Raw genomic sequence first — 24,315 nt, forward strand, 5'->3', positions numbered from 1 at the left:
AAAACAGTCCTCTGGAAAACGGTCCTCGTACGCCGGTCCGGCCGTGTCAGTCCTTGTACCGCTGGGTGGAGGGCGGCCGGGACTTCTCGGCGCCCCCGCGCATCGTGGCGGACAGCCAGGTGGTGTACGAGTCCTGCCAGCCGTCCTTGAGATAGTCCACCAGCACCTGGTTGACCCGGCGTACCAGATCGTCCGCCTTCAGGTTCATCGCCACGCCGTAGTACTCGGTCGTGAACGGCTCACCCTTGAGATCGACCGTCGGGTCCTGCGCCGCCTGGCTCGCGGCGAGCGCGCCGTCGGTGACCACGGCGTCCACCTGGCCGAGCTGGAGCCGGACCAGGCAGTCGAGTTGGTTGGGAACCTGCAGGGATATGTCGGTGGAGGCGGGCACCTCGCCCGCTTCCTTGCCGGCGGTGAGGGCGGTCAGAGCGGTGGACGTGGCCGCCGTGCAGATCTTCTTGTCCGCCAGGCTCTTGCCATAACCCTCGATCTTCGAGGACTTGGGGGCCAGGACCTGCTGTCCGGTCCTGAAGTACGGCTGCGAGAAGGCGACTTGCTCGATGCGCTCGCAGCTGATCGTCATCGTGCGGACCACCATGTCGACCTCCCTCTCCTGGAGCGCGGGGATGCGCCGGCTGGTGGGGATCGCCTTGAAGTGCACCTTGTCCGGGTTGCCGAGTATCTCCTTGGCGATGCGGCGCACGATGTCGATGTCGAAGCCCTCCAGCTGGGCCCCGTCGTCCTTGGCGTTCGGGTCGCGGTAGCCCCAGCGGTAGCTGTTCTGGTCGACGCCGACCGTGAGGTAGCCCTTGTCCTTGATCCGCTGAATCGTGTTTCCGGACTCGTCCGAGGAGGGTCTGAGGCTGCGGTCCTGCGGGTCGTTCTTCTTCTGGCAGTCCCGGTCCACCCGTGCCTGCGTCCCGCGGGCGACCCCCTGGCTCCCGGCGGTCGCGACGCCGTCGCCGCGTGTTCCGCTCACCGGCAGCACCAGGGCGAAGACCACGGCGAGCGCACAGAGGACCGCCATGGCGCCCACACCGCCCCAGCCCCTGAGACCGGCCCGCAGGCGTCGTACCGCGTTCATCGCGACTCCTTCCACCGCGCCTCCTCCCGCCGCCGTCACCGGTACTCCGAAAGCCTGCGCCCGATGCCGAGCACCGCGCCCGCCGCGCCGAGCACGGCCAGGACCGCCGCGCCCACGGGGAGCCCGAGCATCGCCGCGCGGCCGTCCTCGGCCGCCCGCTTGAACTCCTTGGCCTCGTAGGCGCTCGCGACGCCCAGGTTCTTGTCGACCTGGTCGAAGCACTCGCCCGTCGGCTTGTCGCCGTTCTTGCAGCTGTCGGTGGCCTTGCCGCCGATCACCTGGGCGAGAGCGCACTGGTAGTCGCCCTGGTCGTCGGCCTTACGGGCGTCCTTGTGCCGATCCTTCCACGCCTCCATGGCGGCGCCCGCGGCCTTCAGCGGCTTCTCGCCGCCGGCGTCGTCGGCGACCCGCTCGGCGGCGGCCAGCCGCTTCTCGAGTGTCGCCATGCTGTTGTCGAACGCGTAGTCGAACTTGTCGACGCTTTTGTCCTTGGTGATCTTGATGGTCTCCGCGCCCCGGCTGATCAGGGTCAGGTTCTCGTTGCCGCGTGCGGTGAGGGAGGCGATCCGGGCGTCGTTCAGCACGGTCAGGGACCGCACCCCGTTGTCGTAGGAGTCGTTGAGTCCCGACCGGGCGAGCGTGTGACCGCCGGCCAGCCAGAGCAGGACGACGGTCGACGCGGCCGTCGCCGCGACGAGCCCCTGGTTCAGCACCCGGTTGGTCCGCCGGTAGTTACGGCGCTGGGCCCAGACGAGGCCGCCGAGGGCGAGGACGCCGAGACCGATCGCGGCCCACGGGTACGCGGTGGCGTCCGCGTAGTCGTCACGGAGCCGCTCGTTCTCGTTGTCGTAGATGCTGCGCGCCTCGGCGAGCATGCCCTGCATCTTGTCGTTGGCGTAGCGCAGATAGGCGCCGCCCAGCGGGTAGCCCAGGCGGTTGTTGGCGCGGGCCCGCTCGACCAGGCCCTTGTACTCGGGGAGCAGGGTGTTCAGCTTGGCGATGCGTTCCTCGGAGTCGGAGCCGGACTCCGAGGCGGTCGCGGCGAGGGCCAGCTGCTTGGCGGCCTCCCGCATCTCCCGCTCGTAGTCCTTGCGCGACCGGTCCGTCTCCTGGCCGCCCGCGAGGAATCCGCTGGAGGCGGCCGTGTTGGCGGCGGCCAGCGAGCTGTAGATCTCGGCCGCCGCCGAGCTGAGGGGCTGGCTGCCGTGGAGCACGTCGTCGGCGGCGGCAGAGCGGTCGTTCATCTGCCAGGCGGTGACCGAGCCGAACGCGACGACGAGGAGGGCGAGGAGCGCGCCGATGATGCGCAGCCTGCCCGGCTCGGTCGTCGCGGCGGCGCGCAGCTGGTCGACTCCCTCGGCGAACGCCGTCCGGCGGGGCGGGCCGCCGTCGGGGTCCGCTGTCGGTACGGGGGGCCTCGGCGCGTGCGAGACCTGGGACGGCACGACCGGGCCCGGCCCCGCGGGCGGTGCCGACGGTGGCGTGCTGCCCTCCGGCGTGAATGTCACCCGACCTCCCCCTGGTCATCCGTCCGGCACCGCCGCCCGCTCGCGCGGACGCGGGTGCACGGCCGCAAGTATCGCCGCCGGGGGGTGACCACGCACAGACCTTGACTCGATCTTGTTCCCCGATCGTGTCCGTACGTGCCGTGCCTGCCGGATTCCGGCGCAGCACAAGGCTTCCCGCACCACCCCCCGCCCATGAATACGCGGTTCGGCCGGGTTCGGTTCCCTGCGGTTCGAACGTGTTCGAGGGGGCGGGGCGGGGGTGGCGGGGCCGCCGGGTCACCCTCCTTCGTAGTGCGCCCGCACGCGCGCGTGCACGGTGCCCGGCGCGCCCACGCGGTCCAGCCCGAGCAGCGCCGCGCCCAGCACCGGGGCGGCCGTGACCACCCGGGGGACGGCCTTGGGCGCGGCCGCGGCCAGTGCCTCGCGGATCCGGCCGTCGAGCAGGGGGTGCCGGGCGGCGAGGACACCGCCGCCCAGGAGGACGGGCGTCTCCTCGCCGAGGAGGTCCAGACGGGTCAGGGCCACCGTCGCCATGGCCACCACCTCCTCGGCCATGCGGCCCACCAGCGAGCGGGCCACCGGGTCGCCGGCGGTCGCCGTGGCGAACAGGACCGGGGTGAGTTCGTGGCGGCGGACGGCCGGGATGCGCTCCAGGTGCAGGGCCTCGACCAGGGCGTACACGGAGTCCAGACCGAAGTGCGCGGGCAGCGCGGCGGCGAGGGCCGTGGGGCCGCCCCGGCCGTCCTCCGCGCGGGCCGCGTGCCACATCGCCTCCTCGGCCAGCCCCCAGCCGCCGCCCCAGTCGCCGGAGATACGGCCGAGCGCGGGGAAGCGGGCGGTGCGCCCGTCGGGGCGCATGCCCACGCAGTTCACGCCGGCGCCGCACACCACGGCCACGCCCCGCGGCTCGGCCACGCCGGCCCGCAGAATGGCGAAGGTGTCGTTGCGGACCTCGACGGTCGCGCCCCATGCGCGGGCCCGCAGCGCCGCCGCGAGCCCTTCCTCCTCGACGGGGAAGTCCGCGTTCGCCAGACACGCCGAGACATGGTCGACGGAGCCGGTCCCGGCCGCGGCGAAAGCCCGCCGTACGACCTCCGCGAGGCCGTCGACCGCGACCCCCACCCCCACGGAGGGCGGCTGGAACCCGCCGCCGCGCGCCGCGCCCAGCACCTCCCCGTCCGGCGCGATCACGGCGACGTCGGTCTTGCTGTTGCCCGCGTCGACGGCGAGCACGCTCCCGGGCCCGCACGGACCGCCGGTCGCGCCCCCGGGCCCGCCCGGCCGGTCATGCCCGCCCCGGCCGCCGGTCCCGGCGCCGGCGTGTGCGCCGTCGGTCATGCCCACGCGAGGTGCTCCCGGTTGTGGGCGACCAGCCGGTCCGTGAGGTCCTCGGCGTACGCGTACTGCCCGATCAGGGGGTGCGCGAGCAGCGCGCGGAACACCCGGTCCCGGCCGCCGCGCAGGGCCGCGTCCAGGGCCAGGTCCTCGTAGGCGGTGACGTTCGCCATCAGGCCCGCGTACAGCGGGTCCACCGTCCCCACCGGCAGTGGTGCCGCCCCCTGACGGCCCACGGCGGCCTGCACCTCGATCACCGCGTCGGCGGGGAGGAAGGGCAGTGTGCCGCCGTTGAGCGTGTTCACCACCTGGTAGGGACTTCCCCCGTCGCCCAGCAGCGACGCGGCCAGGTCGACGGCCGCCTCCGAGTAGAACGCCCCGCCCCGTCTGCCGAGCAGCGCGGGCTTCTCGTCGAGCGCGGGGTCCGCGTACAGCTCCAGCAACTCCCGCTCCATGGCGGCCACTTCGGCGGCCCGGGAGGGCTTGGTGCCCAGCTCCCGGACGACCTCGTCGTGGGCGTAGTAGTACCGCAGGTAGTAGGAGGGGACCACGCCGAGGCGGTCCAGGACCGGGCGGGGCAGCCGCAGGTCGGCGGCGATGGTGTCGCCGTGGCCGGCCAGCAGCTTCGGCAGGACGTCCTCGCCCGAGGGGCCGCCGAGACGGACCCCGGTCTCCCAGGTGAGGTGGTTCAGGCCCACGTGGTCCAGGTGGACCTCGGCCGGGGCCACGCCGAGGTGCGCGGCGAACTTCCGCTGCAGGCCGATCGCCACGTTGCACAGGCCGACCGCCTTGTGCCCGGCCCGCAGCAGGGCGCGGGTCACGATCCCCACCGGGTTGGTGAAGTCGATGATCCAGGCGTCCGGATTGGTCCGGCGGACCCGTTCGGCGATGTCCAGGACGACCGGGACCGTCCGCAGCGCCTTCGCCAGGCCGCCCGCGCCGGTCGTCTCCTGCCCGACGCAGCCGCACTCCAGCGGCCAGGTCTCGTCCCGCTCACGGGCGGCCTGGCCGCCGACGCGGAGCTGGAGGAGGACGGCGTCGGCGCCCTCGACGCCCCGGTCCAGGTCATCGGTGGTGACGATCCGTCCGGGGTGCCCCTGGCGGGCGAAGATCCGGCGGGACAGCCCGCCGACCAGCTCCAGCCGGTCGGCCGCCGGATCGACGAGCACCAGCTCCTCGATCGGCAGGGTGTCCCTGAGCCGGGCGAACCCGTCGACGAGTTCGGGGGTGTAGGTCGAGCCTCCGCCGACCACGGTGAGCTTCATAGCTGTATCAACCCTTAACTCCGGTCAGGGTGACGCCTTCGACGAACGCCTTCTGTGCGAAGAAGAACACGAGGATCACGGGGGCCATGACCAGCACGGTCGCGGCCATGGTCAGGTTCCAGTCGGTGTGGTGCGCGCCCTTGAAGGACTCCAGGCCGTAACTGAGCGTCCAGGCGGCCGGGTTCTCGGAGGCGTAGATCTGCGGGCCGAAGTAGTCGTTCCAGGCGTAGAAGAACTGGAAGAGCGCGACGGCCGCGATGCCGGGCTTCGCCATCGGCAGGACGACCCGCAGCAGGGTGCGCAGTTCGCCGCAGCCGTCGACCCGGGCCGCGTCCAGGTACTCGTCCGGGATGGTCGTCAGGAACTGGCGCAGCAGGAAGATGGAGAACGCGTCCCCGAACGCCATCGGAATGATCAGCGGCCACAGCGAGCCGGACAGGTCCATCTGCTTGGCCCAGAACAGGTACATCGGGATCACGACGACCTGCGGCGGCAGCATCATCATCGAGATGACCAGCATCAGCGCCAGATTCCGGCCCCGGAAGCGGAACTTGGCGAGCGCGTAGGCCACGGGGACGGACGACACGACGGTGAGGACCGTCCCGAGGCCGGCGTAGAGGAGCGTGTTCCGCCACCAGGTCAGAAAGCCGGGCGTGTCCAGGACCTGGCGGTAGTTGCCCCATTCCCAGGTGTCCGGGACGAGATCGCGGGTGAGCGTCTGCTGGTCGCCCATCAGGGAGGTCAGCACGACGAAGACGAAGGGCAGGGTGAAGAAGAGGGCGGCGGCCACGCCCAGCGCGTGCACGGCGATCCACTCCAGCAGCGCCCGGCGGCGGGCGGTCCGCCCGCTCGCCGCGGCGGTGGCCGGCCGCACGGACGTGTCGCGTGCTTCGAGTACCTGGGTCATCGGTCACCCGCTCCGATCAGTCCGCCCCGGCGCCGCATCAGCAGCGCCGTGAACACCATCGACAGGGCGAACAGCACGAGGGCGACCACACAGGCGGAGCCGTAGTCGAAGCGCTGGAAGCCGAGGTTGTAGACGAGCTGCGGCAGGGTCAGCGTCGACTTGTCCGGGTAGCCCGGCTCGAACTGCTGCCCGGAGCCGCCGATGACGCCGGAGGCGACCTTTCCGGCCACCAGGGGCTGCGTGTAGTACTGCATGGTCTGGATCACGCCCGTGACCACGGCGAACATCACGATCGGCGAGATGGTCGGCAGGGTGACGAACCGGAACCGCTGCCAGGCCGACGCCCCGTCCAGCTCGGCGGCCTCGTACTGCTCCTTCGGCACGTCGAGCAGCGCGGCCATGAAGATGACCATCAGGTCGCCCACGCCCCACAGCGCGAGCGCGGTGAGCGCCGGTTTGGACCAGGCGGGGTCGGTGAACCAGCCGGGTGCCGGCAGGCCCAGCCCTTCGAGGACGGAGTTGACCGGCCCGGTCCCGGGGTTGAGGAGGAAGACGAAGGCCAGCGTCGCGGCGACCGGCGGCGCGAGGTACGGCAGGTAGAAGAGAGTCCGGAAGACGCCCGTACCGGTCTTGATCTTGGTGATCAGCAGCCCGACACCGAGGCCGAACAGCACCCGGCAGGTCACCATCACCAGGACCAGCCAGAGCGTGTTGCGCAGGGCCGGCCAGAACAGCGGGTAGTCCTCGAAGACGTAGGTCCAGTTGCCGAGGCCCCGGAAGACCGGTGTACCGAAGCCGTCGTACTTCATCAGCGAGAAGTACACGGTCGACACCAGCGGATAGGCGAAGAAGACGCCGAACCCGATCAGCCAGGGCGACAGGAAGGCCACCGTGCGCAGCGCCGACCGGCGGCGCTTCGCGCGGAGCGTGTGCGTGTGCGTGTGCGTGGACGCGAGCGCCGCACGCGGGGAGAGCGTGGACATCGGCGGGATCCCGTTCCCCTGCCGCTACTTCGCCTGCGCGATGTCGGTGTCGATCTGCGCGGCCGTCTTCTCCAGCCCCTGGTGCAGGTCCTTCACCTTGCCGGACTCGTACTGGTAGCCGAAGTCCTGGAGCGTCGTCTGGTAGGTGGAGCCGTTGATGGAGGCGGGCGGGGTGTTGGAGTGCGGGTTCTGCGCGATGTCCAGGAACGTCTTGAAGCCCTCGTCCACCTTCAGGTCGGGCGACTTCAGGGCGGCGAACGTGGACGGCACGTTGTGGATGGCGTTGGCGAAGGAGACGACGGCCCCGGTGTCGGTCGTCAGGTACTTCACCAGTTCCCAGGCCGCGTTCTGCTTGCGGCTCTGCGGGGCGATGCCGATCACCGTGCCGGAGAGGAAGCCCTTGCCGTACTCGTCGACCTCGTCGTCGGCCACGGGCATCGGCGCGGTGCCGATCTCGAAGTCGGTCCCCGCCTCCTTCGCCATCCCCAGCCGCCACTCGCCGTCCAGCTGCATGGCCACCTGGCCGGTCTGGAAGGGGTGCTTGGCGCCCCACTCGTCACCGAAGGTGTTCCGGTACTTCTCCAGCTTCGCGAAGCCGCCGAGCGAGTCCACCAGCTTCTTCTGGTAGGTGAACATCTCCGCGAACGCCGGGTCGTCGGCGATGTTCGACTTGCCCTCGGAGGTGAAGTAGGAGTGGTCCCACTGCGCCATGTAGTGGTCCACGACCGTCTCGTAGCCGTGGTAGTTCGGCATGAACCCGAGCTGCGCGTAGCCGTCGCCCTTGCTCTTCGTCAGCTTCTTCGCGTCCGCGGCGAACTGGGACCACGTCTTCGGCGGGGACTTGATGCCCGCCTTCTCGAACGCGTCCTTGTTGTAGTACAGCCCGTACGCGTCGCCCAGCAGCGGCAGCGCGCACCGGGTGCCCTCGAACTGCGTGTAGTCCAGCATCGGCTTCGGGATGATCTTGTCGAGGTCGAGCTTCGACTTCTCGATGAAGGGCTTCAGGTCGGCGAAGGCCCCGGAGGAGCAGAACTTGCCGATGTTGGACGTGGTGAACGAGGACACCACGTCCGGCCCGTTCGAACCGCCCGCCCGCAGCGCCTGGTTGAGCTTGTCGTCGTTGATGTTCCCGACGACCTTCACCGTGATGTTGGGGTGCTTCTTCTCGAACCGGTCCACGTTCGCCTGGATCGCCTTCACCTCGCCGGGCGCGCTCCACCCGTGCCAGAAGGTGATGGTCGTCTTCGCGTTCGGGTCGTCGGAGGAGGTGGTGTCGGCCTGCCCGGTGCAGGCGGTCGTGAGGAGGGCGAGGGATGCGGTGGCGGCGAGAGCGATCGCCGCTTTCTTGGATATTCCGGACATGGTGGAGCCTCCTGGGGGAGGGGAGGGGAGGGGTGAAGCGCCCTGAAGGGGCGCGGGGCTGTATCGATGGGTGCGGCTCCGCCGCGTGGGCGCGACCAGCCACGACGGGCCGGCAGTGTTCGAACGACCTGGAAGCGGCTGAGATCAGCGGAGCGTCAACGTGTCGAAGACCTCGTCACGGGTCGCCGTGAGCGCACTCTCCAACGCACCCCGCAGCACGGGGTGTTCGCGTACGTCGCCGAGCACGAGCCGGGGCCGGGACGCGGCCAGTTCGGCCAGCTCGGCCTCGACGAGCGCCCGCAGCGGCTCGCCGCCGGCGGTCAGGGCCGTACCGCTGAGGACGACCAGTTCGGGATCGAGTACGGCCACGAGCGCGGCGACACCCGTGGCCAGCCCGGTGGCGTAGGTGGCCAGAAGGTGTCGGTGGGGTCCGGAGTCGGGGTCGGCGGCGGCGCGGCTCACCAGCTCCGCCGCGACCTCGGCGTACGGCCCCTCCGGGATCGGGGAGATGCCCAGCTCACGGGCGAGCCGGGGGATGACCTGCGAACCGGCGAGCTCCTGGAAGCCCCCGCTGTTCGCCTTGGTGACGTGGCGGACCAGCGGTACGCCGGGGACCGGCAGGAACCCGACCTCGCCGGCGCCCCCGGTGAACCCCCGGTGCAGCCGTCCGCCCAGCACCACGGCCGCGCCGAGACCGCCCTCGTTCCACAGCAGGACGAAGTCCTCGTGGCCCCTGGCCGCGCCCAGCCGTTGTTCGGCGAGGGCGGCGAGGTTCACGTCGTTCTCGTACTCCACCGGCATCGGCAGTGAGGCCGCGAGCCGGTCGAGGAGGGCGGGGGAGTGCCAGCCGGGCAGGTGCGAGGCGTACCGCAGCCGCCCGGTGTTCGGGTCGAAGGCGCCGGGTGTGCCGATGACCAGCCGGCGCACGTCCGCCCGGACCAGCCCGGCGGCCTTGACCGCCCCGTCGAGGGCGGCCGTGACCTGGCGTACGACGGGTTCGGCGGGACGACGTCCGGGGGTGGGGACGGCGAACTCGCCGACCGTACGGCCGGTGATGTCGGCGACGGCGGCCAGGACGCGTTCGGGGGTGACGTCCAGGCCGGCGGCGTAGGCGGCGGTCGGGTCGACCGCGTAGAGCTGGGCGTTGGGGCCGGGCCGGGCCGCGCCGGGGCCGCTGTCCCCGGACCCTTCCGTGCCGGTGCCCGTGGCGATCACGAGTCCGGCGGCTTCGAGGCGGGCCAGCAGCTGGGAGGCGGTCGGCTTGGACAGTCCCGTCAGCTTGCCGAGGCGCGTCCGGGAGAGCGGGCCGTGCTCCAGCAGCAGATCGAGTGCGGCACGGTCGTTCATGGCGCGCAGTACGCGGGGTGTTCCTGCCATGGTCCGCCACCTGTCAACTGTTAGGAAACTTTCCTGTCGGATGCCAGGACGATAGGACTAGACCAGGAGGACGTCAATATCCGGCCAGTAAAAAACCGCCCCCGGGCGACGAGGTCGTCACCCGGGGGCGGTTTCGGAGCCGCGCGGGGCTCGCGCGGGGCTCGCACGGGGCTCGCGCGGGGCCGCGCGGTCTCACGTCACCTCATGTCACCTCACGTCGACGAAGTCCCCCGCGGACTTCACGGCCGCCGTGGTGGACGTGCCCGCGAAGACGTAGCGGAACGTGCCGTCCTTCGCCGCCTTCACCGTGGTGGACAGGGCGCCGGCCGTGCCGGAGGTCACCGTCTTCACGTCGGTGTAGGCGCTCGCGCCCTGGGCCTTGAACTGGAGGGTCACCTTCTGGCCCTGGTAGCCCGCGTAGCGGCCGGCGTTCCAGTCGGCGCGGGTGAGGGAGCCCTTGACGGTCAGGGTCCTGCCCTTGGCGACCGGCTCCGGGGTGGCGTTGGCGGTGGCCTTGGCGAGCCGCTGGATCTTGGCGGTGCCGAGGTTGCCCCAGACGTCGGTCCCCATGTGGAAGCCGATGTGGTCGTCGGAGTCGTCCTCGTCGCTCGTCATCTCGGTGTAGAGGGCGGCCGCCTTCCAGGTGGTGGCGTCCGCGCCCTGGAAGAGGGATTCCCGGGGATCGACGGTGAGCGTCGTCGTGCAGGCGGCGGTCACCGTGGTGTCGGTCGTCGCCGTCGTCGTGCAGGCGGGCTTCTTGGCGGAGCCCTCGATGGCGTTGCCGGGGTCGGAGAGCTTGCCCCGGTAGAGGGCGATGCCCAGCATGGTGTTCTTGTAGTCGATGACGAGATCCGTCGGCCGCGTGAAGCTGTACGAGACCGGCACGGTCACCTTGGCCTTGGTGCCGACCACGATCGGCTTGCCGTTGTTGACCGTGACGCCCCCGAAGGTCAGAGCCGGCGTATCGGCCAGCGCGCTCGGCGCGGCCAGGCCGGTGAGAGCCAGGGCGCCGGACACGGCGACGCCTATGGCGAGCTTGCGCATGAGTCCCCACATTCGAGGCGGGCCCCTGGGCGTTGCGCTCCAGAACAAGGGCCGCCTGTGCAGGTGACACTAGGCGATCACTTGTGCGAGGGGGAAGTGGGGTACCTGTGAAGGCGGGAAGGAAAGCCCAGGTCAAACGGATGTGGGCGTTCCGGGTGCCCCGTGTCAAGGGGCACCCGGCCGGTATCCGGCCATGCAAAAACCCGGACCGTCAGGCGGAGATGCCGTCGATCCGGGCCATCGCGTCGTCCGCGCCGAACGGCTGCAGGTAGGGCAGCCAGCGCGGGTCCCTATGCCCGGTGCCGATGATGCGCCAGGCCAGCCCGGACGGCGGAGCGGGGGCGTGGCGGAGCCGCCAGCCGATCTCGACGAGATGGCGGTCGGCCTTGACGTGGTTGCAGCGGCGGCACGACGCGACGACGTTGTCCCAGACGTGCTTGCCCCCGCGACTGCGCGGGATGACGTGGTCGACGCTGGTTGCGACGCCACCGCAGTACATGCACCGGCCCCCGTCACGGGCGAACAGCGCCCGACGGGTCAGAGGAACGGGCCCCCGATAGGGAACCCGGACGAATCGCTTGAGCCGGACCACGCTGGGTGCGGGGACTGTGACGGTCGCGCTGTGCAGATAGGCGCCGGATTCCTCCAGGGAGACCGCCTTGTTCTCCAGGACGAGGACGAGCGCGCGGCGGAGCGGTACGACACCGAGCGGCTCGTACGACGCGTTGAGGACCAGGACGTGCGGCACGGATGCCTCCTTGTACGCCGGCGGCGCGTGGCTCGCGCCGTGGACGATCCGTAGTCAGTCTCCCCTCATGCCTGGTGGAAGCGCCACCATGTCCCGGTAACGGGCTGGGAGTGTTTTCGACCACACCGTGATTCATCCCCCGCTGTGTGCGCCCTTCACTCCCTGGTGAGCGCCTTGTCTCCCTCGAACATGGCGACGACCTCCACACAATGCCCCGTTAGTGTGGTGGGCCTGCCCGTCCGGTGACCCATCCGTGACCCGACGGATCTTGACCGCCGTACCGGAGGGCAGATAACGCACCTGGAGGTACCCGCCGTGTCGTCCGTTTCTTCCCTGCCCCTCCTACTGGCCGCCGCCACGCCGTCGCCGTCCCCCTCGGAGACGTCGACGACCCCCGCGGTGCCGTCGCTGGAGGACGCCCAGGAGAGCGCGACCAACGCCGCCAGCTGGGTGGAGGAGAACTGGTCCACATGGCTGGCGATCGGTCTCCGCGTCCTGCTGATCGTGGTGATCGCGGCGGTGCTGAGAGTGGTGGTACGGCGGGCCATCACCAAGCTCATAGACCGGATGAACCGGTCCGTCCCGGGCGTCGAGGGCAGCACCCTCGGCGGACTGCTGGTCAACGTGGAGCGCCGCCGTCAGCGCTCCCAGGCCATCGGCTCGGTGCTGCGCTCGGTGGCGTCCTTCCTGATCCTCGGCACCGCCGCGCTGATGGTCCTCGCCACCTTCGAGATCAACCTCGCGCCGCTGCTGGCCTCCGCCGGTGTCGCGGGTGTGGCCATCGGTTTCGGTGCCCGGAACCTGGTCACGGACTTCCTCTCCGGCGTTTTCATGATCCTGGAGGACCAGTACGGCGTCGGTGACACCGTAGACGCGGGCGTCGCCTCCGGCGAGGTCATCGAGGTGGGCCTGCGCGTCACCAAGCTGCGCGGCGACAACGGCGAGATCTGGTACGTCCGCAACGGCGAGGTCAAGCGCATCGGCAACCTCTCCCAGGGCTGGGCCACGGCAGGTGTCGACGTCACCGTCCGTTACGACGAGGACCTCGACAAGGTCCGCCGCACCCTGACGGAGGTCGGCGAGGCGATGAGCAAGGAGGACCCCTGGAACGAGCTGCTCTGGGGCCCCATCGAGGTCCTCGGCCTCGACGACCTGCTCCTGGAGTCGATGGTCGTCCGCGTCTCCGCCAAGACCATGCCCGGCAAGGCCCTCACCGTCGAGCGTGAACTGCGCTGGCGCATCAAGAAGGCCTTCGACGCCGCCGACATCCCCATCGTCGGCGGCACCCAGGCCCTCGCGGCCGACAACCCGGACGCCGACCCCACGGCCGGCGTGTCGGCCCCGTCCGTGTACTCCAACACGACCTCACCCCAGTCGGAGCGGGCGACCCCGATCGCGCCTTCGGGGGTGCCGAAGTAGCGCACGCGCCGCGCGGCGGCCCAGGAGCACCCCCGTGTCCCCTGGTCCGCCGCGCCTCGCGTGCTAGGCGTACCGCAGCTCCGCGGGGCGGACCGTGCGGCGCAGCAGGGGCAGCGAGGTGGCCGCCGCGAGGAGGTAGGCACCGTACACCCCGAGAGGCACGAGGAAGGCGCCGTAGAGGGCGACCGGGGTGCCGCCCAGAGCGGTGGCGTCGGTGACGGCGGTCGCCGTGCCGCCGAGACCGGCGACGACCAGTACCGACGGCGCCGGCGGCAGGGCCAGAGGACGGGCCTGCGGACCGTTCGTCGTGCCCTTGCTTGAGGTCGTAGCCATGGCTCGGCCCACCGGCGAGCAGCCCCAGCAGGATGTCCCCGGGGTGACCCGCACCACGATGTCCGCCCGCCCACGTCTGCGGCGGCGCCCGCTGGGTAGGGCTGGAGTACCGATCCTAGAGACTGAGCGGGAGTGAGTCCTGTTGCCAGAACCCATGCTCGGCCGAGCGCCTCGGACGGTGCTGGGCGTTCTGGTTGCCCGCGTTCGCTCCGCGTCCGGGCGGCACGGATCGTGTCCGTGGTCCGGGAATGCGGGGGCGGGTTCCCTCACGCCCGGGGACGCCTGGTCCGGCCTGGACGGTCCGATGCCCCACCGCATCACTCCGGACACACTCCAGTGACAGCAGCTCCAAACCCCGGACCCGCACCCATCGCCCCCACCGGCATCACCGCCGTACGACGACCAGGAGGCCCCCGTGGCCGCACGGACCCACCTTCCGACCCCGACCCGCTCCAAACGCACCGCGGAGCCGTACGAGCTCCACGAGCCGCACTTCTGCGTGTTCAGCGCCGAGGGGCCCTGTGCCGACGTGCCGCTCACCAGTGAGCCCCCGCTCCCGGACGCGGAACCCCTCACCAGCGAGCCGCCTCTCACCGACGCGGCTCCCCTCACCAGTGAACCCACGTCCCACGGCGCCGCAGCGGGGGTCTAGATGCACGAAGACCCAGGGGGTCCGAGCCCGATGGCCGAGACCCCGCTGGCCCGGCTCGCCGCCCTGTGCGGCGTCGCCACCTCCTACAGCCCTTCCCCGGACCGTACGGTCGCGGCCTCGCACGGCGCGGTCGTGGCCGCTCTCGCCGCGCTGGACGTGGACGCGAGCACCCCCGAGTCCGTGACCGCCGCCCTCGCGGACCGCGAACGGCGACAGGGCGAGCGGCTGTTGCCGCCGACCGTCGTCCGCTGGGCCGACGGGGAACCCCCCGCCGCGCTGGCCGCGCTCCCGGAGGGCACCCGGCTGCGCGTCGAGACCGAGGAGGGCGAACTCCGCTCCGACGTCGAGGACCTCCCCCCGGGCGTCCACACCCTGCGGGTCACCGCCCCCGACGGGCGCACCGCCGACGCCCACCTGGTGGTGGCCCCGGCCCGGCTGCCCGCCCCGCCCGGCCGCACCTACGGCCTGCTCGTCCAGCTGTACTCCCTCCTCTCCCGCCGCAGCTGGGGCATGGGTGACCTGGGCGACCTCGGCGAACTCACCTCCTGGGCCGGCCGCGCCCTCGGCGCCGGATTCGTCCAGGTCAACCCGTTGCACGCGGCCGTCCCCGGCCCGCCCACCGACCCCTCCCCGTACCGCCCCTCCTCCCGTCGCTACCCCGACCCGGTCCATCTGCGGGTGGAGGACGTACCGGAGTACCCGTACGTCCTCGCCTCGCCCGAGGAACGCGACCACGTCGGCGCGCTGCTGGAGCGGGCCTCGCTGCTGCGGGAGTCCGTCCTGGTCAAGGGCGAGCTGATCGACCGGGACGCGGTGTGGGCCCTCAAGCGCACGGCCCTTGAACGCGTGTGCGACGTGCCGCTCGGTCCCGGCCGGCGGGCCGCCTACTGGGACTTCCTCGCCGAGGAGGGCGCGGCGCTGGAGGACCACGCCACCTGGTGCGCGCTCGCCGAGGTCCACGGCCCCGAGTGGCAGAACTGGCCGGCCGGTCTGCGCGACCCGCGCTCCGCCGAGACCGCCCGCGCCCGCGGTGAGCTGATGGACCGCGTCGACTTCCACACCCGCCTGGCCTGGCTGACCGACGCCCAGCTCGGTACCGCGCAGCGCTCCGCGCGCGACGCCGGTATGCCGATCGGGCTGGTGCACGACCTGGCCGTCGGTGTGCACCCCGGCGGCGCCGACGCCTGGGCCCAGCAGGAGTACTTCGCGTCCGGCATGTCCGTCGGCGCGCCCCCCGACGCCTTCAACTCCCGCGGCCAGGACTGGGGGCTGCCGCCCTGGCGCCCGGACCGCCTCGCCGAGTCCGGCTACGCGCCCTACCGCCACCTCCTGCGCGCCCTCCTCCGCCACGCGGGCGCCCTGCGCATCGACCACGTCATGGGCCTGTTCCGGCTCTGGTGGGTCCCGCAGGGCCAGGCCCCGACCGAGGGCACGTACGTCCGCTACGACGCCGACGCCATGCTCGCGATCCTGGTCCTGGAGGCGTCGCGGGCCGGCGCGCTGGTGATCGGCGAGGATCTCGGCACGGTCGAGCCGGGGGTGCGCGAGGCGCTCGACGCGCGGGGTGTGCTGGGCACGTCCGTGCTGTGGTTCGAGCGCGACTGGGAGGGCACGGGCCGGCCCCTGCCGCCCGAGCGCTGGCGGGCGAACTGTCTCGCCACCGCCACCACGCACGACCTTCCGCCCACCGCGTCCCGGCTGACCGGCGACCATGTCGAGCTGCGGCACGACCTGGGGCTGCTCACCCGGTCCCTGGAGGTGGAGCGGGCCGAGGCCGCCGCCGACGCGGGCGAATGGCTGGCCCTTCTCGCGGAGCTGGGCCTGCTGGACGGTGCCGGCGGGGGCATCTCCACGACGTCCGAGGAGGAGCGGATCCAGGCCGTCCACCGCTTCCTGCTGCGGACGCCCGCGCGCATGGTCGGACTGTGGCTGCCCGACGCGCTCGGCGACCGCCGTCCGCAGAACCTGCCCGGCACGTGGGACCAGTATCCGAACTGGCGGCTGCCGATCGCCGACGCGGGGGGCCGTCCGGCGGCCCTGGAAGACCTGGCCGCGTCGCCCCGGCTGTATGCGCTGGTGGATGTGGTGCGGGGGCTGTCGTAGCGGTGCGTTCCCGGGAGCGGGGGGCGCCTAGGGGGGTGGGGGTGCGGTGCGTGGGCGGCTACCGGCCCGGTGGGGCTTCTCGCGCAGTTCCCCGCGCCCCTGAAAAGCAGGGGCTGCGCCCCGTGCTTTTCAGGCCCGCAGGGCCTGGGCTTCTAGGGGCGCGGGGAACTGCGCGACCAGCCCCCACTCGGCCGCACTCGCCTACGCACCGCACCCCCCACCCCCCTGGGCGCCCCCCCCGCCCGAGCGGAGCGCAGGCGCGTTCGTTACCTTTAGCGCGTGGACAAGAAGAACGCCCTGCGCGCCGGCGCCCTGGCTGCCGGTACGACGCTGATGATGCTGCTCATGTCGTCCCCCGCGCTCGCGCTGACGCCCGACGACGGCGACGACCCGGGCCCGGGCCTCAGCGTGTTCGAGACGCTCGGCCTCTTCGTCGTGGCGCCGATCGCCCTGTTCCTGCTGATCGCCGGCCTCGTGTGGGTCCTCGACGGATCCACGGACCGTCAGCCGAAGGCCAAGGCCAAGGTCTAACCCCCGCTCCACCCACCGAGACCTTCCCTCGAGGGCACCCCCGGCGCAACGCGCACCCGCACCCGTACCCGCGTGCGCCGGGGGTGCCCTCGACGCGTTCTCTCACGCCCCCGTGCCCACCACCAGCAGCCTCAGCAGGTCGGCCAGTCGGCCGGCCTGTTCGTCGTCCAGGGCGGACAGCGCCTCGGTCTGGACGGCGAGGCCCGCCACGACCGCCTCGTCGATCAGACGCAGCCCCTCGTCCGTGAGGGTGACCTGGAGGGCCCGGCGGTCGTGCGGGTCGGGTGAGCGGCGGAGCAGGTTCGCGCGTTCCAGCTTGTCGAGCCGGCCGGTCATCCCGCCGGTGGTGAGCATGAGGGTGGCCGAGAGCTGGCGGGGCGAGAGCGTGTACGGCTCCCCGGACCGCCGCAGGGTCGCGAGCACGTCGAATTCCCCGCGCGAGATCCCGAACCGCGCGTACGCCTTCTCCATGCGGTCTCCCAGCGTCCGCGAGAGCCGGTAGACCCGGCCGAAGACCTCCATCGCGGTGGTGTCCAGGTCGGGCCGGGCGGCGGCCCACTGGTCGATGATCGTGTCGACGGGGTCGCGAAGGGGCCTGTCGGGCTCGGGGCGCGCGTTCATGGGGTGAGTATCGGGCGCCGATGGGTCGGCCGCAAGAAAGTAGCTTGACGGAAAGTCGCTTAGCGCTAAGCTAATTGCAAGCAAGCTAGCTCATGCGGCTTGCCGATCCAGCTGGCCCTCGCCGCGAAGGACGCCTCCCATGACCGCGCACACCGCGCTCACCGCGCAGCCCGCGCACACCGCGAGTCGGCTCCCCCTCATCGCCCTGACCGCGCTCGCCCCGCTCTCCTGGGGCACCACCTACGCCGTGACGACGGAGTTCCTGCCGGCCGACCGCCCCCTGTTCACCGGCCTGGTGCGGGCCCTCCCGGCGGGCCTGCTGCTCCTGGCGATCTCGCGCACGCTGCCGCGCGGGGCCTGGTGGGGCAAGGCCGCGGTCCTCGGCGCGCTGAACATCGGCGCCTTCTTCCCGCTGCTGTTCCTGTCCGCGTACCGGCTGCCGGGCGGGATGGCGGCGGTGGTCGGCTCGGTCGGGCCGCTGTTCGTCGCGGGCCTGGCGGCCCTGCTGCTGGGGGACCGCCCGACCGTACGCACGCTGCTCACCGGCGTCGCCGCCGCCCTCGGCGTCAGCCTGGTCGTCCTGAAGGCGGCGGGCGCGCTGGACCCGGTCGGACTGCTCGCGGCGCTCGCCTCCACCGCCTCCATGTCCACCGGCACGGTCCTGACCAAGCGGTGGGGACGCCCGGCCGGTGTCAGCCCGCTCGCCCTCACCGGCTGGCAGCTGACCGCGGGCGGCCTCCTGATCGCCCCGCTCGCCCTGCTGGTCGAGGGGGCGCCCCCGGCCCTGGACGGCCCGGCGGTCGGCGGCTACCTCTACCTCATGCTGGGCAACACCGCCGTCTCCTACTGGCTCTGGTTCCGGGGCATCGGCCGCCTCTCCGCCACCCAGGTCACCTTCCTCGGCCCCCTGTCCCCCCTCACCGCGGCCGTGGTCGGCTGGGCGGCCCTCGGCCAGTCGCTGGGGGTCCTCCAGCTCGTGGGCATGGCCATCGCCTTCGGCGCGACGATCGTCGGCCAGCTCCAGCCCCGCAGGCCGGCCCCGGCCGCCGGGGTACGGGAAGCGCCTCGCCTCGCCGACGCCCCGAAAGCCCCGCTCGCCGGCCAATCCGGCCGCTGAACACGACGGGGGCGCCCGGTGAACCTCACCGGGCGCCCCCGTCGTCGTACGACCGGTCGCCGTTACGCCGTGGCGGCCGCCGCGTCCGCGGCCTGGGCGCGCAGGGCCCGCTCCACGCCCGAGCGGGACTCCGAGATCAGACGGCGCAGGGCCGCGCTGGGCTCGGCCGCGGCCAGCCAGGCGTCCGTCTTGTGCAGGGTGTCGGCCGAGACCTGGACGGACGGGTAGAGCCCGATCGCGATCTGCTGGGCGATCTCGTGGGAGCGGGACTCCCAGATCTCCTTCACCACCTCGAAGTACGGGTCGGTGTACGCGGCGAGGAGATCGCGCTGGTCGGTCTGGACGAAGCCGCCGATGACCGCTTCCTGCAGGGCGTTGGGGAGCTTGTCGGACTCGACGACCTGCGACCACGCCTCGGCCTTGGCCTCGGCGGTCGGACGGGAGGCGCGGGCGGTGGCGGCGTGGCGCTCACCGGCGGCGGTCCTGTCGCGCTCGTACTCGCCGGCGATCTCCGCCTCGTCGTAGCGGCCCACCGTCGCGAGCCGCTGGACGAGGGACCAGCGCAGCTCGGTGTCGACGGCGAGGCCCTCGATCGTCTGCGTGCCCTCCAGCAGCGCCTCCAGCAGGTCCAGCTGTTCCGGCGTACGGGCCGTCGCGGCGAACGCGCGGGCCCAGGCCAGCTGGTGGTCGGAGCCGGCGGCTGCCGCACGCAGGTGCGCGAGCGTGGCGTCCGTCCAGCGGGTCAGCAGCGCCTCACGGGCCGTCGGGTCGGCGTACAGCTCGATCGCCAGCTTCACCTGACGGTGCAGCGACTGGACGACACCGATGTCGGACTCCTTGCCGATGCCCGACAGGACGAGCGACAGGTAGTCGCGGGTCGCCAGTTCCGCGTCACGTGTCATGTCCCAGGCCGAGGCCCAGCACAGCGCGCGGGGGAGGGACGCCTCGAAGTCGCCGAGGTGCTCGGTGACGAACGCCAGCGAGCGCTCGTCCAGGCGGACCTTCGCGTACGACAGGTCGTCGTCGTTGAGGAGGACCACCGCCGGGCGGCGCCGGCCCACCAGCTCGGGGACGGCGGTCAGTTCGCCGTCGACGTCCAGCTCGACCCGCTCGTCGCGGATCAGCTTGCCGCTGTCGTCGTCCAGCTCGTACAGGCCGACCGCGATGCGGTGCGGGCGGAGCGTCGGCTCGCCCTTCGCGCCCGCGGGCAGCGCCGGGGCCTCCTGACGGATCGCGAACGCCGTGATGACCCCGTGCTCGTCCGTCTCGATCTCGGGACGCAGGATGTTGATGCCCGCCGTCTCCAGCCACGCCTTCGACCAGGACTTCAGGTCACGCCCGGAGGTCTTCTCCAGGGAGCCCAGCAGGTCGGACAGGCGCGTGTTGCCGTACGCGTGCGCCTTGAAGTACGCCTGTACGCCCCGGAAGAACTCGTCCTGCCCGACGTACGCCACCAGCTGCTTCAGGACGGAGGCGCCCTTGGCGTAGGTGATGCCGTCGAAGTTGACGAGGACGTCGTCCAGGTCGTTGATCTCCGCCATGATCGGGTGCGTGGACGGCAGCTGGTCCTGCCGGTACGCCCAGGTCTTCATGGAGTTGGCGAACGTGGTCCAGGAGTGCGGCCAGCGCGAGCCGGGCGCGTCCGCCTGGCAGGCGATCGACGTGTAGGTGGCGAACGACTCGTTCAGCCACAGGTCGTTCCACCACTCCATCGTCACCAGGTCGCCGAACCACATGTGGGCCAGCTCGTGGAGGATGGTCTCGGCGCGGACCTCGTACGCCGCGTCCGTCACCTTCGAGCGGAAGACGTACTGGTCGCGGATGGTCACCGCGCCCGCGTTCTCCATCGCGCCCGCGTTGAACTCCGGGACGAACAGCTGGTCGTACTTCTTGAACGGGTACGCGTAGTCGAACTTCTCCTGGAACCAGTCGAAGCCCTGCCGGGTGACCTCGAAGATCGCGTCGGAGTCCAGGTGCTCGGCGAGGGACGGCCGGCAGTAGATGCCGAGCGGGACGCTCTGCCCGTCCTTCTCGTACACGCTGTGCACCGAGTGGTACGGGCCGACGATGAGCGCCGTGATGTAGGTGGAGATCCGGGGCGTCGGCTCGAAGACCCAGACGTCGTCCTGGGGCTGCGGCGTCGGCGAGTTGGAGATGACGGTCCAGCCCGACGGGGCCTTCACGGTGAACTGGAACGTGGCCTTCAGGTCCGGCTGTTCGAAGCTCGCGAAGACACGGCGGGCGTCGGGGACCTCGAACTGGGTGTACAGGTACGCCTGGTCGTCGACCGGGTCGACGAACCGGTGCAGACCCTCACCCGTGTTGGTGTACGCCGCGTCGGCCACGACCCGCAGGATGTTGCGGCCCTCCAGCAGGCCCGGGAGCGCGATCCGGGAGTCCGCGAAGACCTCCGCCGGGTCCAGCGCGTCACCGTTCAGGGTCACCTCGTGGACAGCCGGGGCCACCAGATCGATGAAGGACGTCGCGCCGCTCTCCGTGACGTCGAAGCGCACCGTGGTCACGGACCGGTAGGTCCCTCCCTCGCTCTGCGCGCCGGAGAGGTCGAGATCGATCTCGTACGAGTCGACGGTGAGCAGCGCCGCCCGCTGCTGAGCCTCGTCGCGGGTCAGGTTTGTGCCAGGCACGCGGTCATCTCCTCGGTATGTGTGGGTTGCGCCATCCTTCCATGGGGAGGGTGGTGCGCGGGCAGGTGGCATTCGAGGAGGCCGCCGACGGGCATGCGCCGCGCGTCCGCCGGCTCTCCGCGCATACGAAAGGGCGCCCCCCCGGCAGCTTCCGGTGGGCGCCCCTCGGTGTCGTGCACCGCCTGCTACTCGCTGAGCTCCGCCGCGACCAGCTCCGCGATCTGGACCGCGTTCAGCGCCGCGCCCTTGCGCAGGTTGTCGTTGGAGACGAAGAGGGCCAGGCCGTTGTCGACCGTCTCGTCGGCGCGGATGCGGCCCACGAAGGACGGGTCCTGGCCGGCGGCCTGGAGGGGGGTCGGGATCTCGGAGAGGGCGACGCCCGGGGCGCCGGCCAGCAGCTCCGTCGCGCGCTCCACCGAGATCGGGCGCGCGAAGCGGGCGTTCACCTGGAGGGAGTGGCCGGAGAAGACCGGGACGCGGACGCAGGTGCCGGAGACCTTGAGGCCGGGGATCTCCAGGATCTTGCGGGACTCGTGGCGGAGCTTCTGCTCCTCGTCCGTCTCGTGCAGTCCGTCGTCGACGATCGAACCCGCGAGCGGCAGGACGTTGAAGGCGATGGGTCGCTTGTAGACGCCCGGCTCGGGGAAGTCGACGGCCGAGCCGTCGTGCGTCAGCTTGTCCGCGTCCGCCACGACCTTCTGGACCTGGCCGTGCAGCTCGGCGACGCCCGCGACGCCGGAACCGGACACCGCCTGGTAGGTGGCGACGACCAGCGCCTCCAGACCCGCCTCGTCGTGCAGCGGACGCAGGACCGGCATCGCGGCCATCGTCGTGCAGTTCGGGTTGGCGATGATCCCCTTGGGGCGGTCGGCGATCGCGTGCGGGTTCACCTCGGAGACCACCAGCGGCACCTCGGGGTCGCGGCGCCAGGCGGAGGAGTTGTCGATCACGACCGCGCCCTGCGAGGCCACCTTCTCGGCCAGCGCCTTCGAGGTGGCGCCGCCCGCGGAGAACAGGACGATGTCGAGGCCGGAGTAGTCGGCCGTCGCCGCGTCCTCGACCGTCACACCGTCGATGACCGAACCGGCCGAGCGGGCGGACGCGAACAGGCGCAGCTCGGTGGTCGGGAAGTCGCGTTCCTTGAGGATCCTGCGCATGACCGTGCCGACCTGACCGGTGGCTCCGACGATTCCGACCCTCACGGCGACTCCTTCTACGTGACTTGTCCGTGTCTGCGGCATGGCCGAGACGTTTCCATCATGCGGTCAGGCCGTGCCCGCCTGTCCAATCGTTTGACCGGCGGGTCCGACGGCCGAGACGCGGCAGGCCCCGGCACCGGAGCCGCTTCTTCGACCGCCACCCCGGCTGAGCTGGAGAAATTCGCCCTACGGCGGCTCCGTACCGCAAGCTGTGCTGCTCCGACCCTGCCCACGGCATCCGGGTGCACGCGAAGGTGTGACGTACGCCTCTGCGCTCCGCCGGAAACCGGGGCCGGACCCGCCGAACGTTTCGGCCCGTGCCGGCGTCGTAGGGGAAACGCGGGAGGGGAGGGGGGACTGTGCTGCGCAGAAAGGCGCGCCACGTCGAGAGCGTCCGGGGGGTGGAGAGCGTCCGGGGGGTCGAGGACGTCCGGGAGACGCGCGACCCGCTGGACGAGGCCCAGGAACGGCGGGTGCGAGCGGTGCTCGCGCTCGGCGGCGTGCCGCAGTCGGACCTGCTGGACGGGGTACAGCAGGTACGGCTGCGGCTGCTGGAGAGGGCCGCGAACGGTCAGGAGGCACCGCGGGACGTGTCCGCGTGGGCGGCGGTGGTCGCCTCCAACCTGGCGATGGACTGGCACCGGGCCAAGCGGCGCCAGGAGCGGCTGGGGGAGCGCCTGGCCTCCCTGCGCCAGCACGAGCTGCCCTCCGGCGAGGACTCCAGCGTGCTCTCGCTCGCCGTCGCCCGAGGGCTGGACGAGCTGCCCGACGCCCTGCGTCAGGTGCTCGTCCTGCGTTTCTACGCCGACCTGCCGGTGCGTGGGATCGCCGACGAGCTCGGCATCCCCGAGGGCACGGTCAAGAGCAGGCTCCACTCGGCGGTCCGCGCCCTGCGCACCCGCCTGCACGAGGACGAGGTGGTGTGACGTGGCCGCCCGGGACGACAGCAGGCGCGACGCCGAGAACGAGGGCGTCGCGCGGAACGGCGTCGAGCGCGAGGACAGCGGCGCTCGGCGGTACGCAAGCAGCACCGGTCGTGACGTCACAGGTCGTGACGTCACCGGTCGCGATGTCACCGGTCGTGAGGACATCGGTCACGGGGACATCGGTCACGGGGACATCGGTCACGGAGACTTCGGCAACGGAGACATCGGCCGCGACGGCCGCGACGGCCGCGTCTACGCCGGCATGGACGCGCTCATGGCCGCCCTTCTCGACGAGCCGCTGCCCGAACAGGCCCTGGAGGACGCCGAGTTCATGGCGGCGCGGGACGCGGCCGCCGCCGACGTGGCGCTGCTGCGGGAGCAGCTGGGGCTCCTCGGGGAGGCGCTGGCGGTGACGGGTGACGACGCCAGGGCCGGGGCCCCGCCGGGGCGACCCGCGGCCGCGCGGCCGGGGGACGCGGCCGGTGCCGAGACGGACCCCGGGCGGGTGTCCGGGACCGCGACGGCCCCCACCGCGTCGGTGACGCCCCTGCTGCCGCGGCCGGACCGCGCCCGGCGGGCCCTGAGCCTCACCTACAAGGGCCTCGCCGCCGCCGCGGTCGCCTCGGTGGTCCTCGTCCTGGGCTGGGGCTTCACGCAGACGGAAGGGTCGAGCAGCACGGACAAGTCCGGCTCCGCCGCCGACGAGGCATCGGCGAGCCGGGCCCCCGACCAGCAGAGCGAGGGCGGCGGCGACTCGGGATCGCTCTCCCGCGAGGGGTACGTCGCCTGTTCCCGCGTCATCGTCGAGGGCACCGTCACCGAGGTCCAGCCCGTGCCCGGGGCCGCGCAGGACCGGATCACGGTCGAGGTGCGGCGCTGGATCAAGCCCGACAAGGGCGGGGAGCAGATCGTCTTCCCCATGGACCAGGACGTCGACCCGCGGCTGAAGGAGGGCGACCACGTCCTCGTCGGCATCCCGAGCCACGACGCCCACCCGGACGTCTGGACCACGAAGGAGGCGGACATCGCCCGTGACCGGGCCTGGATGGAGGATGCGCTCCCCGGCTCGGAGAAGCTGTCGTGCGAGTGACCCGCTGAACGACGAAGGGGCGGGTGTCCCGGTGGACACCCGCCCCTCACGTCACTCACGCACTAC

20 protein-coding genes and 2 pseudogenes are annotated in these 24,315 nt (G+C 71.9%); 7 read left to right on the forward strand and 15 right to left on the reverse strand.

What is annotated here, in order from left to right; all coding sequences use genetic code 11:
* Positions 1–46: 46 nt before the first annotated feature.
* The 10 genes from PYR72_RS31145 to PYR72_RS31190 form a co-directional block, all read right to left on the reverse strand.
* A complete protein-coding gene (locus PYR72_RS31145) occupies positions 47–1,084 on the reverse strand; it encodes a glutamate ABC transporter substrate-binding protein (protein WP_275458364.1) in 1,038 nt (345 codons plus the stop codon).
* A 35-nt stretch (positions 1,085–1,119) separates the two neighbouring features.
* Entirely contained in the window at positions 1,120–2,592 is a 1,473-nt protein-coding gene (locus PYR72_RS31150) for a hypothetical protein (protein ID WP_275458365.1), read from the reverse strand.
* 276 nt (positions 2,593–2,868) lie between these two features.
* On the reverse strand, positions 2,869–3,825 hold the full coding sequence (locus tag PYR72_RS31155) for a BadF/BadG/BcrA/BcrD ATPase family protein (RefSeq protein ID WP_275460574.1): 957 nt from the start codon (positions 3,823–3,825) through the stop codon (positions 2,869–2,871).
* Positions 3,826–3,926: 101 nt separating this feature from the next.
* A complete protein-coding gene (locus tag PYR72_RS31160) occupies positions 3,927–5,192 on the reverse strand; it encodes a 6-phospho-beta-glucosidase (protein WP_275458366.1) in 1,266 nt (421 codons plus the stop codon).
* 7 nt (positions 5,193–5,199) lie between these two features.
* Positions 5,200–6,099, reverse strand: a complete 900-nt coding sequence (locus tag PYR72_RS31165) for a carbohydrate ABC transporter permease (protein ID WP_275458367.1) — start codon at positions 6,097–6,099, stop codon at positions 5,200–5,202.
* On the reverse strand, positions 6,096–7,082 hold the full coding sequence (locus tag PYR72_RS31170) for a sugar ABC transporter permease (protein ID WP_275458368.1): 987 nt from the start codon (positions 7,080–7,082) through the stop codon (positions 6,096–6,098). The genes PYR72_RS31165 and PYR72_RS31170 overlap by 4 nt, the downstream gene beginning before the upstream one ends.
* A 24-nt stretch (positions 7,083–7,106) precedes the next feature.
* A complete protein-coding gene (locus PYR72_RS31175; protein ID WP_275458369.1) occupies positions 7,107–8,444 on the reverse strand; it encodes an ABC transporter substrate-binding protein in 1,338 nt (445 codons plus the stop codon).
* A 144-nt stretch (positions 8,445–8,588) separates the two neighbouring features.
* Entirely contained in the window at positions 8,589–9,821 is a 1,233-nt protein-coding gene (locus tag PYR72_RS31180; protein WP_275458370.1) for an ROK family transcriptional regulator, read from the reverse strand.
* A gap of 207 nt (positions 9,822–10,028) precedes the next feature.
* Positions 10,029–10,865, reverse strand: a complete 837-nt coding sequence (locus PYR72_RS31185; protein WP_275458371.1) for a hypothetical protein — start codon at positions 10,863–10,865, stop codon at positions 10,029–10,031.
* A gap of 211 nt (positions 10,866–11,076) precedes the next feature.
* Entirely contained in the window at positions 11,077–11,613 is a 537-nt protein-coding gene (locus PYR72_RS31190) for an HNH endonuclease (protein WP_013003534.1), read from the reverse strand.
* Between the two features lie 315 nt (positions 11,614–11,928).
* Between PYR72_RS31190 and PYR72_RS31195 the strand changes: the two genes are divergently transcribed.
* On the forward strand, positions 11,929–13,032 hold the full coding sequence (locus tag PYR72_RS31195) for a mechanosensitive ion channel family protein (RefSeq protein WP_059080886.1): 1,104 nt from the start codon (positions 11,929–11,931) through the stop codon (positions 13,030–13,032).
* A gap of 298 nt (positions 13,033–13,330) precedes the next feature.
* On the opposite strand, the pseudogene PYR72_RS31205 reads toward PYR72_RS31195, so the two are convergent.
* Both PYR72_RS31205 and PYR72_RS31210 read right to left on the reverse strand, forming a co-directional pair.
* Positions 13,331–13,399, reverse strand: a pseudogene (locus tag PYR72_RS31205) (PadR family transcriptional regulator); the annotation flags it as partial.
* Between the two features lie 81 nt (positions 13,400–13,480).
* Positions 13,481–13,690, reverse strand: a pseudogene (locus PYR72_RS31210) (IS200/IS605 family accessory protein TnpB-related protein); the annotation flags it as partial.
* Positions 13,691–13,780: 90 nt separating this feature from the next.
* On the opposite strand from PYR72_RS31210, the gene PYR72_RS31215 reads away from it, so the two are divergent.
* The 3 genes from PYR72_RS31215 (at position 13,781) to PYR72_RS31225 (ending at position 16,651) form a co-directional block, all read left to right on the forward strand.
* Positions 13,781–14,017, forward strand: a complete 237-nt coding sequence (locus tag PYR72_RS31215) for a hypothetical protein (RefSeq protein ID WP_275458372.1) — start codon at positions 13,781–13,783, stop codon at positions 14,015–14,017.
* A gap of 30 nt (positions 14,018–14,047) precedes the next feature.
* Positions 14,048–16,120 carry a 4-alpha-glucanotransferase gene (gene malQ / locus PYR72_RS31220; RefSeq protein ID WP_275458373.1) on the forward strand — a complete coding sequence of 691 codons (2,073 nt, stop codon included), beginning with the start codon at positions 14,048–14,050 and terminating at the stop codon, positions 16,118–16,120.
* Between the two features lie 279 nt (positions 16,121–16,399).
* Positions 16,400–16,651 carry a hypothetical protein gene (locus tag PYR72_RS31225; RefSeq protein WP_059080880.1) on the forward strand — a complete coding sequence of 84 codons (252 nt, stop codon included), beginning with the start codon at positions 16,400–16,402 and terminating at the stop codon, positions 16,649–16,651.
* 102 nt (positions 16,652–16,753) lie between these two features.
* Here the strand turns inward: PYR72_RS31225 and PYR72_RS31230 are convergent, their stop codons facing one another.
* Positions 16,754–17,272: a MarR family transcriptional regulator gene (locus tag PYR72_RS31230; protein ID WP_275458374.1), complete on the reverse strand. Its 519-nt coding sequence runs from the start codon at positions 17,270–17,272 to the stop codon at positions 16,754–16,756.
* A gap of 139 nt (positions 17,273–17,411) precedes the next feature.
* Between PYR72_RS31230 and PYR72_RS31235 the strand changes: the two genes are divergently transcribed.
* Positions 17,412–18,389 (forward strand): EamA family transporter, encoded by a 978-nt coding sequence (locus tag PYR72_RS31235; protein ID WP_275458375.1) that lies wholly within the window; start codon positions 17,412–17,414, stop codon positions 18,387–18,389.
* Between the two features lie 62 nt (positions 18,390–18,451).
* On the opposite strand, the gene pepN is transcribed toward PYR72_RS31235, so the two are convergent.
* Positions 18,452–21,034: an aminopeptidase N gene (gene pepN, locus PYR72_RS31240; protein ID WP_275458376.1), complete on the reverse strand. Its 2,583-nt coding sequence runs from the start codon at positions 21,032–21,034 to the stop codon at positions 18,452–18,454.
* Between the two features lie 185 nt (positions 21,035–21,219).
* Positions 21,220–22,236: an aspartate-semialdehyde dehydrogenase gene (locus tag PYR72_RS31245; protein ID WP_275458377.1), complete on the reverse strand. Its 1,017-nt coding sequence runs from the start codon at positions 22,234–22,236 to the stop codon at positions 21,220–21,222.
* A 398-nt stretch (positions 22,237–22,634) separates the two neighbouring features.
* Between PYR72_RS31245 and PYR72_RS31250 the strand changes: the two genes are divergently transcribed.
* Together PYR72_RS31250 and PYR72_RS31255 are read left to right on the forward strand one after the other, a co-directional pair.
* Positions 22,635–23,159: a sigma-70 family RNA polymerase sigma factor gene (locus PYR72_RS31250; protein ID WP_275460575.1), complete on the forward strand. Its 525-nt coding sequence runs from the start codon at positions 22,635–22,637 to the stop codon at positions 23,157–23,159.
* A 1-nt stretch (position 23,160) separates the two neighbouring features.
* Positions 23,161–24,249: a hypothetical protein gene (locus tag PYR72_RS31255; protein ID WP_275458378.1), complete on the forward strand. Its 1,089-nt coding sequence runs from the start codon at positions 23,161–23,163 to the stop codon at positions 24,247–24,249.
* Positions 24,250–24,315 lie beyond the last annotated feature (66 nt).

Source organism: Streptomyces sp. VNUA24, assembly GCF_029167005.1.
GTDB lineage: Bacteria > Actinomycetota > Actinomycetes > Streptomycetales > Streptomycetaceae > Streptomyces > Streptomyces scabiei.